Origin of the sequence: Priestia sp. FSL H7-0729 (assembly GCF_038005685.1) — a bacterium.
Taxonomy (GTDB): domain Bacteria; phylum Bacillota; class Bacilli; order Paenibacillales; family Paenibacillaceae; genus Paenibacillus.
In genome coordinates, this window is record NZ_JBBOTQ010000005.1 from 249,511 (window position 1) to 268,648 (window position 19,138).

At 45.2% G+C, this 19,138-nt stretch carries 18 protein-coding genes; 12 read left to right on the forward strand and 6 right to left on the reverse strand.

The genetic code is table 11. From position 1 onward, the window contains the following. Positions 1 to 16 precede the first annotated feature (16 nt). Positions 17 to 1,459 (reverse strand): ABC transporter permease, encoded by a 1,443-nt coding sequence (locus tag MHH93_RS14385; RefSeq protein ID WP_500054581.1) that lies wholly within the window; start codon positions 1,457 to 1,459, stop codon positions 17 to 19. Between the two features lie 143 nt (positions 1,460 to 1,602). On the opposite strand from MHH93_RS14385, the gene MHH93_RS14390 reads away from it, so the two are divergent. After that, positions 1,603 to 3,354: an ABC transporter ATP-binding protein gene (locus tag MHH93_RS14390; RefSeq protein WP_500054720.1), complete on the forward strand. Its 1,752-nt coding sequence runs from the start codon at positions 1,603 to 1,605 to the stop codon at positions 3,352 to 3,354. A gap of 114 nt (positions 3,355 to 3,468) precedes the next feature. Here MHH93_RS14390 and MHH93_RS14395 read toward each other — a convergent pair whose 3' ends face one another. From MHH93_RS14395 to MHH93_RS14405, 3 genes are all read right to left on the reverse strand, one after another. Further along, complete coding sequence (locus tag MHH93_RS14395; protein ID WP_500054582.1) at positions 3,469 to 4,257, reverse strand: hypothetical protein; 789 nt, start codon at positions 4,255 to 4,257, stop codon at positions 3,469 to 3,471. 109 nt (positions 4,258 to 4,366) lie between these two features. Beyond that, entirely contained in the window at positions 4,367 to 5,128 is a 762-nt protein-coding gene (locus MHH93_RS14400; protein WP_500054583.1) for a helix-turn-helix domain-containing protein, read from the reverse strand. 26 nt (positions 5,129 to 5,154) lie between these two features. Then, entirely contained in the window at positions 5,155 to 6,219 is a 1,065-nt protein-coding gene (locus MHH93_RS14405) for a suppressor of fused domain protein (protein WP_500054584.1), read from the reverse strand. 147 nt (positions 6,220 to 6,366) lie between these two features. On the opposite strand from MHH93_RS14405, the gene MHH93_RS14410 reads away from it, so the two are divergent. The 5 genes from MHH93_RS14410 to MHH93_RS14430 all read left to right on the forward strand — a co-directional run bounded on the left by MHH93_RS14410 (position 6,367) and on the right by MHH93_RS14430 (position 13,148). Beyond that, on the forward strand, positions 6,367 to 6,660 hold the full coding sequence (locus MHH93_RS14410) for a hypothetical protein (RefSeq protein ID WP_500054585.1): 294 nt from the start codon (positions 6,367 to 6,369) through the stop codon (positions 6,658 to 6,660). Between the two features lie 291 nt (positions 6,661 to 6,951). Next, positions 6,952 to 8,409, forward strand: coding sequence for a glycoside hydrolase family 1 protein (locus tag MHH93_RS14415; RefSeq protein ID WP_278298729.1), 1,458 nt, complete (start codon positions 6,952 to 6,954; stop codon positions 8,407 to 8,409). A gap of 191 nt (positions 8,410 to 8,600) precedes the next feature. Continuing rightward, positions 8,601 to 10,025, forward strand: a complete 1,425-nt coding sequence (locus MHH93_RS14420; protein WP_036617361.1) for a glycoside hydrolase family 1 protein — start codon at positions 8,601 to 8,603, stop codon at positions 10,023 to 10,025. A 232-nt stretch (positions 10,026 to 10,257) separates the two neighbouring features. Beyond that, complete coding sequence (licT, locus tag MHH93_RS14425) at positions 10,258 to 11,109, forward strand: BglG family transcription antiterminator LicT (protein WP_500054586.1); 852 nt, start codon at positions 10,258 to 10,260, stop codon at positions 11,107 to 11,109. A 128-nt stretch (positions 11,110 to 11,237) separates the two neighbouring features. Further along, positions 11,238 to 13,148, forward strand: a complete 1,911-nt coding sequence (locus MHH93_RS14430) for a beta-glucoside-specific PTS transporter subunit IIABC (RefSeq protein WP_500054587.1) — start codon at positions 11,238 to 11,240, stop codon at positions 13,146 to 13,148. A gap of 76 nt (positions 13,149 to 13,224) precedes the next feature. Here MHH93_RS14430 and MHH93_RS14435 read toward each other — a convergent pair whose 3' ends face one another. Then, complete coding sequence (locus MHH93_RS14435) at positions 13,225 to 14,130, reverse strand: LysR family transcriptional regulator (RefSeq protein WP_500054588.1); 906 nt, start codon at positions 14,128 to 14,130, stop codon at positions 13,225 to 13,227. Between the two features lie 184 nt (positions 14,131 to 14,314). Between MHH93_RS14435 and MHH93_RS14440 the strand changes: the two genes are divergently transcribed. Further along, positions 14,315 to 14,902 (forward strand): ankyrin repeat domain-containing protein, encoded by a 588-nt coding sequence (locus tag MHH93_RS14440; protein WP_500054589.1) that lies wholly within the window; start codon positions 14,315 to 14,317, stop codon positions 14,900 to 14,902. A 50-nt stretch (positions 14,903 to 14,952) separates the two neighbouring features. Further along, positions 14,953 to 16,296, forward strand: a complete 1,344-nt coding sequence (locus MHH93_RS14445; protein WP_500054590.1) for a uracil/xanthine transporter — start codon at positions 14,953 to 14,955, stop codon at positions 16,294 to 16,296. Between the two features lie 82 nt (positions 16,297 to 16,378). Here the strand turns inward: MHH93_RS14445 and MHH93_RS14450 are convergent, their stop codons facing one another. Beyond that, the gene (locus MHH93_RS14450) at positions 16,379 to 16,756 is read right to left on the reverse strand and encodes a PilZ domain-containing protein (protein WP_062835701.1); all 378 of its coding nucleotides are present in this window, start codon (positions 16,754 to 16,756) and stop codon (positions 16,379 to 16,381) included. 182 nt (positions 16,757 to 16,938) lie between these two features. Between MHH93_RS14450 and MHH93_RS14455 the strand changes: the two genes are divergently transcribed. Genes MHH93_RS14455 through MHH93_RS14470 form a run of 4 tightly spaced genes read left to right on the forward strand, consistent with a single transcriptional unit; the run spans position 16,939 to position 19,132 of the window. After that, positions 16,939 to 17,406 carry a DUF6386 family protein gene (locus MHH93_RS14455; protein WP_500054591.1) on the forward strand — a complete coding sequence of 156 codons (468 nt, stop codon included), beginning with the start codon at positions 16,939 to 16,941 and terminating at the stop codon, positions 17,404 to 17,406. Positions 17,407 to 17,434: 28 nt separating this feature from the next. Continuing rightward, positions 17,435 to 18,115, forward strand: coding sequence for a hypothetical protein (locus MHH93_RS14460; RefSeq protein ID WP_500054592.1), 681 nt, complete (start codon positions 17,435 to 17,437; stop codon positions 18,113 to 18,115). Positions 18,116 to 18,140: 25 nt separating this feature from the next. Continuing rightward, entirely contained in the window at positions 18,141 to 18,791 is a 651-nt protein-coding gene (locus tag MHH93_RS14465) for an SMI1/KNR4 family protein (protein ID WP_500054593.1), read from the forward strand. A 14-nt stretch (positions 18,792 to 18,805) separates the two neighbouring features. Further along, positions 18,806 to 19,132 carry a hypothetical protein gene (locus MHH93_RS14470; RefSeq protein WP_500054594.1) on the forward strand — a complete coding sequence of 109 codons (327 nt, stop codon included), beginning with the start codon at positions 18,806 to 18,808 and terminating at the stop codon, positions 19,130 to 19,132. Positions 19,133 to 19,138 lie beyond the last annotated feature (6 nt).

Here is a 19,138-nt window from a genome sequence, read left to right on the forward strand (position 1 = left end):
TAGTTCAACACACACTTTAATATTGTTTCATCTTGGAGCGCACTCTTGGATCAATGAAAGCGTAGAGCAGATCGACTGCTACATTAATAATGGAGATCGTAATGGCAGTGTATATTACTCCGCCCATGATACTCGGAATATCGGGAATGAATTGTTTATCCACAATGTAACTGCCGAGACCGCTGATATTGAACACTTTCTCCGTCACTGCTGCCCCGCCCAACATGGCCCCAAACTGAAGTCCAACGACAGTTACAATGGGAATCAATGCATTACGTACTGCATGTTTCAGCATGACTTGGCGTTCGCTTAATCCCTTGGCACGGGCGGTCATGACATAGTCTTCATGAATGACTTCCAGTGTAGAAGAACGGGTCATCCGAGCCACCGCAGCCGTGAGTCCCGTACCCAGCACAATGGTTGGCATAATGATCGATAGCCAATTCTGCGGGTTGAAGGTGGCGGGAAGCCACTGCATTTTGATCGAAAAATTCAGAATGAAAATAAGTCCTTGCCAGAAATTCGGGATCGATAAACCAATCAGAGCAATAAACATGAAGGTGTAGTCAAACCACGAATTAGGCTTAATTGCAGAGATGATACCAATGGGCAATGCAATGACGAGTGCTAACAGCAGAGAGATGACCGCCAGCGTCAAGGTAATGGGAAACTTCCTTGCAATTGTTGCGGTTACGTCTTCATTTCCTGCAAAAGACTTGCCAAGATCGAAGAAGGCGACTCCCTTGATATTGTTCCAGAGCTGTGTAAGATAAGGCTGGTCCAAGCCATACACCTGATTGAATGCTGCAATCTGTTCCTTCGTCGCTGTCTCTCCCAGAATGTTAGCTGCCGGGTTGAACGGAGACAGATACAAAATCGTAAATACGAGTGTAGCTACGCCCAGAATGACAAATACCGTCATCAGTATTCTTTCAAATATGTACTTTAGATAAGGATTACCATACAAAAACAGAATGCTATACATCAGACAGCCTGGAATAATGGATATCGCGAAAAACCATGGTTTACCGATCAGTGAGTGGAACGTATCGGCCATTGTAAGACGTTGACTTCCCTGTTCCTGAAGTATGCGGGATGTCCGCTCCTTCAATGCCGTTTGAACACTATCTTCCAACCAGTCCTCGGTCTGACGCTTGAATTCTCCCTCACTGACCTGCTGCTGGAAAAAACGATATTTGCGATGCAGTTGTTCTTCCACTTCCAACTTCAGCTTGTTCCGGTAGGAAGAAGCGAGTAATTCTTGCTCAGCTGCCTGCCTGGCAGCTACCCAGCCGTCATTTTTTTGAGTGGAACGCCATATCAGAAACACGACCAGAGTGATCGGTAATCCAAGAATGAACAGAACATATCGGTAGGAAGGATGAAGCAGCATTTTGCCATAAATAAAGCTTAAATTGTCTACCAACCGCGAGATTCTGCTGCCTTCTGCAAAATTCAAACCAAACGTACCTCCTTTCATTCAGGTTTAAATTGCATTATTCCGATTGATATAGTATATATTATTTAGGGTCTAAACAATTGTCAAGGTAATAATTGTATACATATGGGTATGTGAAAAAACGGATGAGAGCTGGTGATATGATGGAACCCTTACTGAAAGTTAATGATCTATCTGTCTCTTTTCACTCCGGTGAGAGTGAGTTTCAGGCAGTGCGAGAAGTAAGTTTTGAAGTGCGAAAAGGCGAGACGCTGGGTATTGTAGGAGAATCGGGCAGTGGAAAGAGTGTAACCGCACGTTCCATTATGAGGCTGCTTGCATCGCCACCTTCACAGATGAAGAATGGAGAGATTCTGTTCAAAGGGGTTGATTTGGCGAATAAAACTCAGAAAGAGATGGAGAGCATCCGTGGACGTGATATTGGCATGATCTTTCAGGACCCAATGAGTTCTCTTAATCCGACGATTAAAGTCGGCAAACAGATCTCTGAGAGTCTGATCAAACACCAGAAGGTGTCCAAAAGGGAAGCCAAGAAACAAGCGATTGCCATGATGGAGCGTGTGGGGATAACTCGCAGCGAAATACGCTACAACCAGTATCCTCACGAATTCTCTGGAGGCATGCGTCAGCGGGTTATGATCGGTATTGCACTCGCTTGTCGTCCTGAATTACTCATTGCCGATGAACCGACAACCGCACTGGACGTTACCATTCAGGCACAGATTTTGAATTTGATGAAAGATATGCAAGAGCAACTTGGGACATCTATTATTCTGATCACCCATGATTTGGGCGTAGTAGCAGGCATGTGTGATCGGGTTGTTGTGATGAAAGAAGGACAGATTGTGGAGACCGGGACGACGACAGAGATTTTTGCTAATCCCAAACACCCGTATACAATCAGGCTGCTGAATGCATTACCACGTCTGGATCAGAAGAAAAAGCCCAAACTTGTATCACTGGTCCCGAGAGATATGGAAGATGATCAGCCGTTGCTAGAGGTAAAATCGCTCAAACAACATTTTAATCTGGGCAAAGGCAACACCTTAAAGGCTGTGAATGATATCAGTTTCCATATTCGGCAAGGAGAGACACTCGGCGTTGTGGGAGAATCCGGCAGTGGTAAATCGACTACGGGGCGTGCGATTCTTCGATTGCATGAGCCAACAGGTGGGGATGTACTGTTTAAAGGAGTCCCGCTCAATCGCTTGTCAGCTTCTGAGATGAAGACAATGCGCAGACATATGCAGATTATTTTCCAGGACCCCTATGCATCTCTGAATCCTAAAATGAGAATTATGGATATCATTGGAGAAGCCCTTGATATTCATCAGCTTGCAGGTACCGCCGCTCAGCGGGAGAAGCGGGTGGAGGAATTGTTGGAGATGGTGGGTCTCGATCCCACCCATGCACAGCGTTATCCACATGAATTCTCGGGTGGACAGAGACAGCGGATCGGCATTGCAAGAGCTCTGGCTGTGGAGCCGGAATTCATCGTATGCGACGAACCATTGTCTGCACTGGATGTGTCGATACAGGCTCAGATCGTACAATTGCTTGAAGAGTTGCAGCAGCGACTCGGATTGACGTATCTTTTCATCGCGCATGACTTGTCCATGGTTAAACATATCAGTGATCGGGTGGCTGTGATGTATAACGGGAAAATTGTGGAGCTGGCTGAGAGCGAAGAACTGTATTCCAACCCGCAACACGCCTACACCAAGGCATTGCTGTCTGCTATTCCTGTGCCTGATCCGGAGGTAGAAGCGAAGAAAAAGAGACATGTTGTCAAAGAAACCGCTAGAGAAAATGTTGAAGTAGAGGACCGTTATAATCTGGAACATTCCAGATGGGTAGAAGTCAAGGATGGACATTGGGTCGCAATATCTAGTTAGTAAATGCAACATATAGTCTTTTTCACATACAAAAGAACCCCGACGATGATCTCCACAGATCGTTATCGGGGTTGTGTTATATGAGCTTCGTATAATAGCAGTCATCGAAAGCGATTATTTGAATTGAACTGATTTCTTGATGGTATCAATCTCGGCTTTGGTCTTATCATCCATGTAAGTGAAGATGAAGTTGAAAGCATATCCTTCAATAATTGTACTATAGTAATCTTGAGTAATGGTTGAACCGTCACCTGGATCCATCGTGATTTGCATCAGATCCATCTCTTTACCACCAATGGTTTCCGTTGTCATTTCCTTGTAATCGTAAGGGAACTGGCTATCCACCATGAATTTTTTGGTTGCTTCCAAGTAGTCTTTACCTGTACGAATGCCTTGCAACAAGCTTACTTTCTCAGCAATGGCCATAGCGGAAGGACCAACTTGACCTCCGTCCAATGGATACTGTGAAGCCATAAGCAGATTCAATGTTTTGGTTTGAGACAGTTCAATTTGTTTTTTCTTCGTTTCATCATCACCAGCAATCGCTTCGGATGATGCGCTTGTCAGTTCATTCATACCCGCAGCATCCTGGAACTCCCAAGCTTCCGGGAATTTCAGAGATACGCCGAAATAGTCGTTGGTATAAGAGCCTTTTTGTGTAGTCCCCAGCTCAACGTCTAGAGAATTATCCGTTTCCTTGGACTCTTCGCTTGCAGGTTCAGTGTTCTCTGTTTCTTCTGTTTCTTCTGTATTCGCTGTCTCAGTATCAGTACCAGTCGTTGTTTCGGTTGCGGCAGGCTCTTTTGTTGCGGCTGTGTTATCTGCCTTGTCACCGCAAGCGGCTGCAACCAGCATAATCATCATGAGCATTGCGAATAAAGAAGCTTTCTTTGGAATTGTCATATTACCCTCCTGAAATGTGTGTGTGTTTTCTCTCTCTACATCTTGCTTGTTTTCTAAATTGTAGCACAAACGTTCCCATTTACTACCTATAGGAATCTATAGGGGTCCTTTATAAATAAGACAATCGGCTGGCAATTGAAACAGCTTCCGTGCTGGATTGCACACCTAATTTGTTGAAAATCACTTTTTTATGATGATTCACAGTGCATTCCTTGATTTTCAATTGTAAAGCAATGGCTTTTACGGTGAGGCCTTCCGCTATCATTTCCAGAATGGTTAACTGACGCTTGGTGAACTCGACCGCTGGTTTATCAAAAGGTTTAGCAGCCTTTTGACTTTGGTAACTGTTCTGCATATATGCGGGAATCAACTTGGCAATAGCAATGAGCTCACCTTGCATATCCGCGTTAATGGTGGACACATCCAGATAACCGAAATGCTGCGATCCCATGGACAGAGGGGCAGCGTAACAATGCCAGCTTTGAAAATAGGGGCTTTCATGCTGCTCGGGCATCAGAAGCACAGGTTCATTGCTGTCCATCGTTACAGAAATGGCGTTGACTCCGCAGCTCTGTGCAGTGAAGATCATGCCCGGACGAATGGGGGAATGTTCTACTGCATCTTTAAGATCTGAACTGTAATTCATAGAGAGGAGCACACCATTGGTGTCTGTCAGTAGAAAAAGATAAGTGCTTGTTAAATTCTCCTGGATAACCGAGATGCTATTCTGGAAGGCATGAATTAGGAAATGATTGATTTTACGAAGCTTATCCAGACCGGATTTCGGTAAATAATCAAATGGAGCCGTTCCTGCTGCAAGCGAGCAACAATGGGACTCTTCGTGTCGTGTGGCAATTGTAATGGCAGACATGTGTTTTCCTCCTTGCTGCACAGTTCTCATCCAATCGTTTGAATGACGTGTCCTTCCTGATCCTTGATTTCTGTTCTAACGATCTGAACGAGCATATCATCCAATGAAGGTATCTCGAATGTTCCTTCAACCGGGCGAAGGTTCTGAGCCAGCTCCTCAACAATTTGTGTGTTCACCGCCAGGGTAACTTGTTTATCTGATTCCAGCACTGCAGGAGCCTCTCCGGCTTCGAACAGGATATTAGTATCAGGTCCGATCAAGGACAGAGATACACCTTTCGAGATCCGGCTACGAAGGATGGTGCCAACTAATACGGCTTGTTTGGCCCCAAGCTGGAGTTTGGCCGGAACTGTTTTTTGTAGCAATTTTTTGCGAGGGGACTCCCAACCCAGTTGTTGTATGAATAAAAACGCTGTGCTGGACCCGTCCTGTTCGATTCCATGCTCGACCGCTTGTATAACCGAAGGAATATCTGCGTACGAATTTCTCATCAGATCCGTCACATATTTGGGCATGAACATGGAGGAGGCAGACAGGAATCCACGAGCATTCCAGCTTTGAATCATTTCCAGTTCCCGACCTGTAATGCCAACCATCTGAATAAATTGCACTGAACCATTAGGCGTAGAGATCGCAGGTAGGTCCGGATCTTCAATAAACGAGAGAGCAGTCAGCAAAGTATCAGATTCCAGACAGATGGGACCATTGGCGTCCATGTAATCTCCTGGCTGAAAGATATTTCCGCTGTTGAACACGTAACGTCCTACATTCTGTAGCAGATTCAGCGCCCAAGCTGGCGGGTCAGTCTCCTCTTCACTGCGTGTAAGCCGAAAGGTGAGCTCAAAACCATACCCGCTCTTGGATGCATCCTGCATCTCTTTTTCATATAATTCAGAGAAACCATATGTGACAAAATGCCAGTGAGGCATAGGTGAGTTGACCGCATAAACGCTAATGCCATCAAGTGGATCGGGACCTCCGAGCATATAAGGAATGGAGGTGCCATAATGTTTCGGTTCCTGTTCCCCGTACAGTTCTTCGATAGCTTTGTCAATCGCATCCCAACCCGATGTATTTTCTTCTTGAGTCATTTTTGAATCCTCCTTGACTGTTCTTTCCCCCGAAAAACATTTAAAATTAAGTCTACCTGTTACAGAAGTGGTTTCAAGCGGCTTAAGGATGAATTGTGTGATATAGGACCAGAGGGTTACAAATGGCGATATGGGGAGTGAAGTTACATGAGTATGAAAGATATGTATTTAAGTGTGTTTAATCAGGCAAACTGGGACTCATTTTTCGAACTGTTTGAAGAACTTGGACAAAAGCTGGACCCTGCGTGGGTAGAACGTGCCCGATTACAAGGGATTCCCGAGGATATAAGTCGGGTGCTTTTGTGTGAAATGGGGGAATACGCTTTTGAATGGATAGAGAAAGATATCCCGGCTCTAGAGGACCAAAGTCCTGCTACTTACCTGAAAACGGAGGAAGGAGCGCAGGCATTAAGGGCAGCCATTTTGCGTATGCCGCGTTAATTTTTCCGATGGTGAGATTGTGGCGAACGATCATATGATCTAGTGAAGTTGATTTTGCAAAATAGATATGTTACGCTTACATTACAAGAGCAAACACAACAGAATATGCAATAACATCTTTTGATGGATTGTAACTGTGAAGACAGGCAAAACCTAAACTGATGGTGAAATGAAGGCCCCTTTTTTTTGGTGCTATTTTACCTTGAGTTTAGGTTTTTCTTGTTTTCTGCTCTTCATTACAGTTCGTTACCTGGAAAAACCAAAATAAATTTCGAAAAGAGGTTGTTGTTCATGACCACGGCAAAAAAAGGATTCCCCGAAAACTTCCTATGGGGCGGCGCTACAGCTGCCAATCAATTGGAGGGTGCATTCGATAAGGACGGCAAGGGCCTCTCCACAGCGGACATGATCGCTCATGTTCCCAAAGAGAAGCGTACAGGCGGACATGCCATGGAAATTTCCTCTTCCCGAATTGAAGAGATCCTCTCCGGCAAAATTGAAGAACGTTTCCCGAAACGTTTTGGTATCGATTTTTATCATCACTTTAGAGAAGATATTGCATTATTCGCTGAAATGGGCTTCAAAGTATTCCGTTTGTCCATTCACTGGGCACGTATTTTCCCGAACGGTTATGATCAAGAGCCAAATGAAGCAGGTCTGAAATTCTACGATGAAGTATTCGACGAATTATTGAAATATGGCATTGAGCCACTCGTTACATTGTCTCACTATGAGACACCGCTTGGCTTGACACAAAAATATAACGGCTGGGCTGGTCGTGAAGTAATCCAGCACTACGTTCGTTACGCAGAGACGGTGTTCAACCGTTATAAAAATAAAGTGAAATACTGGCTGACGTTTAATGAAATTAACGTTATGCTGTTCAGCCCGTACACTGGCGGCGGCATTCTGATCGATAAAGTGGACAACAAGTTGCAAACAACATATCAAGCGCTGCATCATCAATTTGTAGCAAGCGCATTGGTAACGAAGCTTGCACACGAGATTATCCCTGGTTCCCAAGTGGGTTGTATGCTTGCGCGTATGGAAACTTATGCAGCAACATGTAATCCGGTAGATGTTCGTCTGGCTCAACATGAGAATCAGATCAACCTCTTCTTCACAGACATGCATGCTCGCGGTAAGTACCCGAACTACATGGCTCGTTATTTTGAAGAGAATAACATTGTCATTCAAAAAGAAGCAGGCGATGATGAGATCTTGCTGAACAATACAGTTGACTTCATCTCCTTCAGTTACTACATGTCCGTGACCAAATCGGCTTCTGCCAACGAAGCAGAGACATCCGGCAACCTGACTGGTGGCGTGAAAAATCCTTATCTGGAAGCGTCCGACTGGGGCTGGGAAATCGATCCGATCGGTCTGCGCGTAACCCTGAACAACTTCTGGGATCGTTACCAGAAACCATTGTTCATCGTGGAAAATGGTTTGGGTGCCTATGATAAAGTTGAAGAAGATGGTTCGATCCATGACTCCTATCGTGTGGATTACCTGAAAAAACACATCGAACAAATGAAAGAAGCCATCAAAGATGGCGTGGATCTGATTGGATTCACAGCATGGGGTCCGATTGACCTGGTGAGCATGTCCACTTCCGAAATGTCCAAACGTTATGGATTCATTTACGTGGATCTGGATGACGAAGGAAACGGAACACTCAAACGCTCCAAAAAAGATTCGTTCGACTGGTACAAAAATGTAATCTCCAGCAATGGTGAGCAGCTGTAATTCTCTCGTTACAAGGATTGTTACCGCATAAACAGCGGGCAAAACCTAACACAAAAGTTGGCATGGAAGGAATCTAATTTCCTGATGGCCCTTTTAGTTGGAGATTGTCCGCTTTTTCATGTCGGCAAAGGATAGAGTAATGCATTTAAACAAAGAATGAAAATACCGTTAATTAGAGAGGAATGATTGACATGACAACACCATTTCCGAAGGATTTCCTATGGGGCGGCGCTGTAGCAGCCAACCAACTTGAAGGAGCTTATAATACAGATGGCAAAGGTCTGTCTGTTCAAGATGTAATGCCACACGGGATTACAACACCTAGAACAGAAGCACCTACAGAAGATAACCTGAAACTGATCGGTATCGATTTCTACAACCGTTACAAAGAGGATGTTAAACTGTTTGCTGAAATGGGCTTCAAAGTGTTCCGTACATCTATCGCCTGGTCCCGTATCTTCCCTAAAGGTGATGAATTGGAGCCAAACGAGAAAGGTCTGCAATTCTATGATGACCTGTTCGATGAGTGTCACAAATACGGCATTGAACCGCTCGTAACGATCTCTCACTATGAGACACCGCTGCATCTGTCCAAAACGTATGATGGCTGGGTTAACCGTAAAATGATCGATTTCTACGAGCGCTATGTAACAGTGCTGTTTAACCGTTTCAAAGGCAAAGTTAAATACTGGCTGACGTTTAACGAAATCAACTCCATTCTGGAAGAGCCATTCATGAGCGGCGGAATCTATACGCCAAAAGCAGAACTGTCCAAGCAGGATCTGTACCAAGCGATCCATCATGAACTGGTAGCCAGTGCCTTGGCTGTTAAGCTGGGTCATGAAATTATGCCAGAAGCCAAAATCGGCTGTATGGTACTGAGCATGCCTACGTATCCGTTGACTCCGAATCCGGATGATGTGGTTGCAGCGATGCATGCTGAACAGCGCAATGATATCTTTGCTGATATCCATGCACGTGGTTACTATCCGAAATACATTAATCGTTATTTCAAAGCGAATAATATCAATATTAAGTTTGAAGACGGCGATGCTGAAATTCTGAAGCATACTGTAGACTTTATCTCGTTCAGTTATTATGTAAGTATCTGTGAGACTGGTGATCCTGAGAAACGTATCGAAGGAAAAGGAAACCTGTTCGCAGGTGTACAAAACCCTTATCTCAAAGCGAGTGAGTGGGGCTGGCAGATCGATCCGCAAGGACTGCGCGTAACCTTGAACAAATACTGGGACCGCTATCAGAAACCATTGTTTATTGTCGAGAATGGGCTAGGTGCAGTGGATGAACTGATCACAGACGAAAATGGCAATAAAACGGTGAACGATGATTACCGTATCCAATACTTGAACGACCACTTGGTACAAGTGGGCGAAGCGCTTGAGGATGGCGTAGAAGTGATGGGTTATACGTCATGGGGTTGTATTGACCTGGTGAGCGCTTCAACAGCAGAGATGAAGAAACGTTATGGTTTCATCTATGTAGACCGCAACAATGATGGTTCAGGAACATTGGATCGTTACAAGAAAAAATCATTCCACTGGTACAAGGAAGTTATTAGTACCAATGGCGCAAGTCTTAAGAACAACAACGAGTAAATGCTAGTTCTATAAGCATAGTTCTACAAGCACCTTCTTATGTCACATTAACGCACATTAACCGCTTTCACAAAAACATTGTCATATGGATAATTATATGGTAAGATGGGCCTAAGGCTAATGAATACTGGATTGTTACTGTTCAATCAGGCAAAACCAGAGGCGGGCATGTTTCGTGACCTGCTTTGGTTTTGCCTTTTACTACTTTGACGGTGCAAGGTGATGTGAAGAAATGAAAATTGAGAAGGTGCTGAACAACAACGTAGTTACCGTAATTGATCCGGGAGGAAACGAACTGGTTGTTATGGGACGTGGAATTGCCTTCAAAAAGCATACTGGTGAATCGATAGACGAGAGTCTCGTCGAAAAAATATTCTCGCTTGAAAGTAAGGAAGTATCACAGAAACTTAAAACACTTCTGTCTGATATCCCGGTTGAATATGTCGAGTGCTCGGATGAAATTATCCGTTATGCCGAGACGGTGTTAGGTGAGAAGCTGCATGAGAGCATCTACATTTCACTGACGGATCATATTCATTTTGCCATTGACCGACATCGTCAAGGATTGCAGATCCGTAACGCACTGTTCTGGGAGATCAAGCGCATGTATCGGAAGGAATATGCCATTGGACTCAAGGCGCTACAGATTATTGAGGAAACGTTAGGTGTCCTGCTTCCCGAAGACGAATGCGCATTCATTGCAATGCATCTGGTCAATGCCCAGATGAACGGTGAGATGAGGGAAACGATCAGTATTACAAACATCGTTAAGGACATTCTTAATATCGTAAGACGTAGTTTTGTGATCGAGCTTGATGAAGATTCGTTGAGTTATTATCGATTTTTAACTCATCTGAAGTTCTTTGCACAACGTGTGTTGCAAGGAATGGCGATTGAAGATAAAGAAGAAGATAATCCGCTTCATGACTTGGTAAGCAAGCAGTATCCGGAAGCACATGCCTGTGCAGTAAGGATAAGTGACTATACCCGGAAGATCTATAATCGGGTGTTGTCCAAGGAAGAAATACTGTATCTGACCATTCATATTGAACGCGTTGTCAGAAATGAACAATCAATTGAATAAAATTGGGATTGTTACTGCTAAAAAGGCAAAACCTAAACGTTGAATAATGATAAGCTTTTCTGCTTTGTCATTATTCAGTGTTTAGGTTTTTTTTTAACCTTCATTACACATAAAAGGAGCAAAACACAATGGATAAACAACAATTGTCCAAGGATATTTTGAAGCTTGTTGGTGGCGAAGAGAATATCGATCAAGTCACACACTGTATGACAAGACTCAGATTTAACCTGAATGACAACCAAAAAGCGGACAAAGCGACGCTGAAAAATACACCAGGCGTTATGGGCGTGATGGAGAACGGTGGACAGTTCCAGGTTATCATCGGTAACGATGTACCTATCGTGTATAACGCACTCGTTGGCAACATGTCCAAATCCCCAACCACAGATAATGCAACCTCAAGCGCTTCAACTGGGGAGAAGAAAAAGAGAAATCCAATAAGTGCGCTGTTCGACTTCATCTCAGGTATGTTTACACCAATCCTGCCTGCAATTACGGGTGCAGGTATGATCAAAGGTATCGTGGCCATCTTTGTCGCACTTGGGTGGTTGTCCGACACTAGTTCAACCTATATCATTTTGTCGGCGATTGGTGACGGTGCATTCTACTTCCTGCCGATCATTCTGGCAATCAGTGCTGCACGTAAACTGGGTAGCAATATGTATATTGCCGCAGCGCTCGCAGCAGGGATTATGCATCCGACCATTACAGCACTGCTGGCGGATGGTCACAACTCATCCTTTATGGGGATTACAGTTATAGCGGCAACGTATTCTTCTACAGTTATTCCGATTGTTCTAGCAGTTTGGATTGCTTCATATGTAGAGAAAGCCGTTGATCGTGTAACACATGCTTCATTGAAACTTTTGGTTGTTCCAACGGTTACCCTGTTGATTATGGTTCCACTGACGTTGATGACAGTAGGTCCATTGGGTACGGTTCTTGGTAATGGTTTGTCTGGTGGTATTTCATGGTTGTTCGATAACATGTCCATCTTCGCAAGTATCTTGATTGGTGGTACGATGTCACTGTTGATTATCACAGGTATGCACTATGCGTTGCTGCCAATCGTTGTTGGATCAATGACAACACTGGGTTACGACTTTATCATCCCATTGATGTTTGCGGCTAACTTGGCACAAGGTGGTGCAGCATTTGGTGTAGGTCTCAGATCGAGAAATGGAAAAACCAAATCCCTTGCATATTCCACAGGTCTTACGGCTATCATGGGGATTACAGAACCAGCGATGTATGGTATCAACATGAAGTTCAAAAAACCGTTTATTGCAGCCCTTATCGGGGGAGCGGTTGCCGGTGGATTCATGGGTATCTTCAATGTTAAATCGTACGTTATCACAGGACTTGCAGGTCTGCCGAGTGTGGCAGCATTCATCAGCCCGGCAATTAGTACACTGCTCTACGCTCTGGCTGGTGGTTTGATTGCCATCGTCGCTGCCGCATTTCTGACGTACATTCTTGGATTCCAAGAAGAAAATGCATCGGAGCCAGTGGCTGCACCAGCAGCTGAGCCGGCAACACCAGCAGCAACAACTTCTGCTGCTGTAACTGAAGAAGCAAAAGCACAAGATGAGCAAGTATTCAGCCCGATCACAGGTGAAGTTAAACCGCTGAGCGAAGTGCCGGACCCTGCATTCTCTGAAGAGATTATGGGTAAAGGATTCGCGATTCAACCATCTGAAGGACGTGTGGTATCTCCAATCAATGGTACAGTATTCTCATTATCGAAGAGTGGACATGCCATTGGTCTGGTAAGTGATACTGGCGCAGAGATGTTGATTCATATCGGAATTGATACCGTGAAGCTGAAAGGTCAATTCTTCTCTCCTAAAGTTCAAGCAGGTGCGAAGGTTACCGTAGGTGATGTATTGATGGAGTTCGACCGGGAACAGATCGAAAAAGCTGGTTACACCACGATTACACCTGTTATTATTACAAACATGCATCAGTATGAGTCCATTGAGTCTGCTGGTCGCACGACGATCAAAGAAAAAGACTTGCTGTTCACAGCTAAAGCTTAATTATACGATTAAAACAGCAGCTTCACCGGAATGGATGTAATCCGGTAGAGCTGCTGTTTTTTTGGCTTATAGCCTTTTACACCACAGGAAGCATACCCTGTACCAATTGCACAAAGTGTTGTGCAGGCTTGGACAGATAACGGTTCTGAAGCCAGACCAGCGCCGAGCCGACAGTTGAATGCTGATCCTGAATTCGGTATACGTGGAAAGGGTGCTCTTGGTATAACTGCAGTACCGTATGAGGCACGATGGAACTGGCGAAGCCGAGTCGGACCAGCTCCAGTAACATATTAATGTCTGAGCACTCACCCATGATGGTTGGCGTAACTTGATGCTCACGGAATTTGTCCAAAATTAGCTCGAACATACCAAGTCCTTCTGTACTTGGAAGCAGTAGAGGGATACCTGTAAGCTGCTTGAAATAAGTCTCCATCTCCACTCCTGATCCCATCTCTGTCGGACTATTGAGCGGTGTTGAAGAAATATAGAAAAGGGGCTCCTGTGGCAGATGCAGCACCTCATAACGTTCAGTCTGGACAGGCATGCGTACACAGGCGAGTTCAACTTTGCCATCCTCCAGCAATCGGCATAATTGCGCCGATTCATTTTGTTGAATTTTATAGGTAACCTGTGGATGGGTGGTACGAAACTGCTGTAGGGCTTGCGGGATCAGACGATCCGATATGGTATTGATGCCGATGGCGAGTTTGCCCCGTATGCCGTGACGGAAACTTTGCATCTCCATTACAGCTTCCTCCATATATTTGGTCAAGGTAACCGCATAATCATAGAAGCTGCGACCCGCCTGTGTTAGTTCCATCATACGCCCTTTGCGTTCAAACAAAATTACGCCAAGCTCTTCCTCCATCAATTTAAGCTGCTGACTTAAGGGTGGCTGAGCCATGTGAAGTCTTCGGGCTGCTGCTGTAATCTGTTTCTCCTCAGCAATGGCAATGAAATAGCGACATTGTTTGATATCCAAGTGGTTGTTCTCCTTCGCCTGCAATGTATATGTAATTCGTATGGAAAGGCAACAAAACATGTATTTTTAATATACTACGATCTTATGTTACCATACATTAGATTTGCATACCTGACTAACAGGGTTTGGTTTCTATATGAATATTACTGTATGAGAAAGACCTTGAATTGGAGGATAAAACAACGTGGTTAGAACAATACATGATGCTGCTCAAGCGGGCCATACCGATGAGGTCATTCGATTTATCACACAACAGGGTAACCGGTTGAACGAACGGGATGCATTGGGGCGGACACCACTGCTGGCAGCGGTGCACGGTAACAAGACAGACACGGCAAGGATGTTAGTGGACGCCGGAGCCGACATTAATCTTCGGGATGCACGATTGGACAACCTGCTGTTATACGCGAGTGCCGAGGGGATGTATGACATGGTCGAATTGGCGATTACAGCAGGTGCAGATACGAGGTTAACAAATCGTTTTGGCGGCACAGCCCTTATCCCTGCAGCGGATCGGGGCCATGTGGACATTGTGGAGCTTCTGCTGACACGCAGTGATGTGGATGTGAACCATATCAACAACCTGGGGTGGACAGCCTTGCTGGAAGCGGTCATTTTGGGAGATGGTGGGCCGCGTCACCAGCAGATTGTTGCCTTGCTTTTACAATATGGTGCAGATCCAAAGATCGCGGATCGGGACGGGATTACACCGCTTGCACATGCGAGCCGGCATCGGTATGTCGAGATGGAACTACTATTAACCCAAGCCTGAAGAGACTTATACATTTATGATACAGAACAGTGAAAGGATATTCCAAACGAATGAACAGACATCAAGAGCATTTTTTACAAAAGAATATGAAGGACGTATCTTCACTGATTTTGGCAGGTATACAGTGGTTTTTCTTCCTGTTCACCAATACTGTTGTTGTTCCGCTATCCATTGGACATAATTTTCATCTGTCCCCGGATGCAATCGCAGCCTCGATGCAGAACGCATTCATACTTACTGGAGCAGTATGTATTTTTCAAGCCGTATTCGGTCATCGATATGCGGTTATGGATGGTCCGTCAGGATTATGGTGGGGATTAACGCTAAGTTTAACGGTATCTGCTTCATCGGCCGGTATGAGTCTGGAACGTATTGGTGGTGGATTGGCTGCTGGTTTTCTGTTAGCAGGACTCACAATGATGATTTTGGGTTGGCTGGGGGCAGCGCAAGTGCTGCAAAAGCTGTTCACGCCCATGGTGAAGAGTGCCATGTTGTTTCTAATGACGATTCAATTAACCATGAATTTTTTCAAAGGCATGATTGGATATACGGAGTTTGGCCGCTTTGATTTGCCGGTTGCCGCGCTTTCCGTTGTCATTGCATTTCTGGTCGCCTGGATTCAATTAAAGGGTAAGGGGAAGCTGGGAAACTATGCGATCCTGATTGGAATTGTGGCAGGCTGGATCGCCTATAGTTTATTGTTTCCTGGACAACATGGTGGACAGCCGAATCAGACTTCGGCAGGTCTCACCCTGTTTCCGTGGGGAGCACCTAGATGGGAACCAGGCATTGTTATTACTGCATTTTTCGTGGGGTTGGTGAATATGACGAATTCAATCACCACATTAAGTACGGTAGAGAAACTATATCAGACAGAGACAACAAGCCATCAGTACCGACGCTCTTACGCGTTAACAGGTCTATTCTCGATGTTGTCAGCCTGTGTAGGTGTGCTGCCATTTGGTTTATTTGCGTCATCGATCGGCTTCCTGGAGAGTACGCGTATTCTGCGTTGTGCTGCCTTTGTTATTGGAGCGGGGTTGTTATGTATAATAGGTCTTACACCTTCTGTCACAGCCTTCTTTGCACAAATACCACCAAGCGTTGGCAGCGCGGTTCTATTCGTGGCGTATCTTCAAATGTTCGGTACGGCACTCAGAACGCTTGAAGGGACGACATTTAATTCTAAGACGATCTATCGTGTAGCATTGCCGGTTCTCACAGGAGTTGCTGTAATGAATATTCCTGCTGAAGCCTTTCAAACCTTGCCCATGTACCTCGTTCCGATCATAAGCAACGGTCTCGTCATTGGTGTAGTGGTCTCACTCGTTCTTGAAAAAACCGTCAATTGGTCCAAAATGGAACAACCCGTGACCGTTAGCAAAGCGGCATAATAAGTTTTATCTTGAGACAGTCCAGCTTGATTGGGCTGCTTTTTTTGTTTTTTTTTTGATTACAGAGCTATATGGCCACTCTCTATTTCACGATTATTTTACCTTGTCCTGCAAGCATTCTCATCTCTCTGGAGAGACGATCTTGGTTCCCGTCCTGCATTTCGAGCTGAACACCATAGTGCCATGATGTATTTTTTTCTTGACCCCAGCGGAGAGTGCCTTCCATGTATAAAGGGTCTTCAAAGAGCAGCATATTCATTCCGATCCGGATATCGTTGTTCTCTACAGGAAGAGACAGCGGAAATGACAGCTGACAGCCGGACCGACTGATATCACATAACTCAGCCTGAATGGGTTTCGGTGGTGCATTGACTCCGTTGATGCTGAGAATATAGATCTCAAAACTGATCGGTTCCTTCAAAGTGTAGCGAAAGGGTTCTTTTCTATTGTTTATTGACATGGCTTCCTCCATCAAGTTCAAAAAAGTCAGTTATGCTTATATCGACCGTTTGGAGCGAGAAATGAAGAGTTGCGCGAGTAGAGATGGTTCATGGGTTCCTTTTCCACGTGCATCAGGCTTGATATAATGATGGAATATATTTCTGGGGTCAGATCTGATTCAGACCGAAAGGACGGGAGAATATGAGAGGGACATTTCAAATGGTTACCGATACGGCAACATTGTGCCTGTATGATCTGGCAGCGCTAAAGCATCGTGTAGAGGATACTTCGGACTGGTGGTCCATTCCGGAAGATGAGCTGGCTGAGGTGAATGAAGGTCATTGTCTGTTCCTGAATCTGGGTGCGGACGGAGTATATGAGGTGGAGTGGAGCCTGGAGGATGCAGAGGTAGAGTCAGATTCAGATGATGTAGCGGAACGGGAAAAGGTATATCATCTGCAAGTTCCGTCTGGGCACGTCTATCTGGGAGCGGCAGATGATGTTACTGGCGGTGAACTGGAGCCGGATGAAACGTGTGAAGGGGTCCTGCTTCAATTAAAGCCAGGGAACTATGCGTGTATCATCTCCAGAGAAGTCAGTCGGATCGCGATTGTCATGAAACCAAGTATGCAGGGAAATAACTCGCTGAATGAATTAATCCGGATATAGTGTACATATGTGAACAGGAGGGATACCTGTGCAGAATTGGAACGAGACAACGATGATGAGTACAGATGCCCTGCGTAAACGGATGAGAATACTCGCCGCACTGGATATCATCTTTTCGGAAGAAGAATGGCTACGAGTTCATCAATTCGAAAATGAATTTCAGCCAGGTGTGGCATGGGGGAGCATCAATAACGGCGCAGGTGATCATCTGCATGTCTTGTTTACGAACTCAGGCACGTTGATCAAGGGATTTGATCATGAGTCACCTTTAAGTCCGCACGCTCGTGAGGATGGTGAGATCTATCCAGGCATGTACGATGAAGTGCCGGCGACGTTAATGGCTGTTCTAAGGGATCAGGAGGAGATATTGGATCTGGAGGATGTAACCTTTTGTCTATGGCAGGAAGGGAACGACTTGTCATGGAAGGTTGGTAACTGGATTCAGATGGCGATGGCCGAAGAAGAGAAAGCGGACGCCAGAGGTGGCGCAGAATTTTTGTTAGGATATATGAATAAGAACGCGGAAGATTATGTTGATTGGGCCAAAGGGTACTACGATATGCATGATGTGCCATTGGAAGCCGTAGCGGAAGTATATGAAGGAAAGACGGTGACTGCCAGCCTGATTAAGCGGTTGTGTCCTGAACGAGATGTGGCAGCCGCACTGGATGAGTTGCAGCACCGGGGGTACGCGGTAAATCAAACGTAGTAGCGTCGCGAAGGAGGAGCGGTAGATGATGTACAATGTACAACTGGAACGTATGCGTGAAAAGTTAATCAATCTCCGAAGTCTGGACTCGCATCTGGACCTGTTCGGAGCAGAGAGCCATGAATATGAAATGGCATCTGTGTGGACGCAGAAGGATATTGCTCAATTTGAACAGAAATGGCGAATTGAGTTGCCAGAGGACTATAAGGTATGGCTTCTTCATATGGGTACGAGTGGTGCAGGACCTTATTATGGTCTGGAGAACCCGGATGATGGTGTATACGCTGTGCTTGGTTATGATGATGAGCTGAATGCGATCTCGGACCCTTTTCAATTCACGGAAGCATGGAACTGGAACTATGATTGGTTTGATGACAGCAAGGAAGAAGAGGAATGGGAAGCGTTGGAACATGAATATTTTGATCCGAAATGGTCTGCAGGCATGCTGCGCATCAGTGATTTTGGGTGTGGCATTTCCATGAATCTGATCGTTAACGGAGCTTCCTACGGAGAAATCTGGGTGGATGACCGGGCTAACCGAAATGGAATCTATCCTGATCAGTATTGGGGCAATACGAATCGGCTGCATTTTCTGGACTGGTATGAGTTGTGGTTGGATCGTTCGATCCAGGAAATGCACGAACAAAAGCAACAATCTGGAGCGAACGAAGTCTGAAGGAGGTTGTACATATGGGCTGGGAATATGGGATTAGAACAACAGAACCTGCGATTTTACCCGAAGTTGTGAAGCATCTGGCAAGTGCATTAACATTTACTGAAGTGTATAGTTTGGAACACCAAGTCAACGGCTTTGTGTTGAAACGTGAAGATCCGTCCTGGCCTACAGCCCTTGAAGTGTGGATAGAAGAGGCATCCGGGTTGGAAGAGGTTGCGGACGGGGATTCGTATATCTACTGTTTGTTTCATATCTGGGGTGAAGAGGGCCGGAGCTGGATGCAGCAGATGGAGCTAGAAACCAGGCAGGTTGATGGCGGTTTAACCTGGTTTGAACTCTGATTAGTA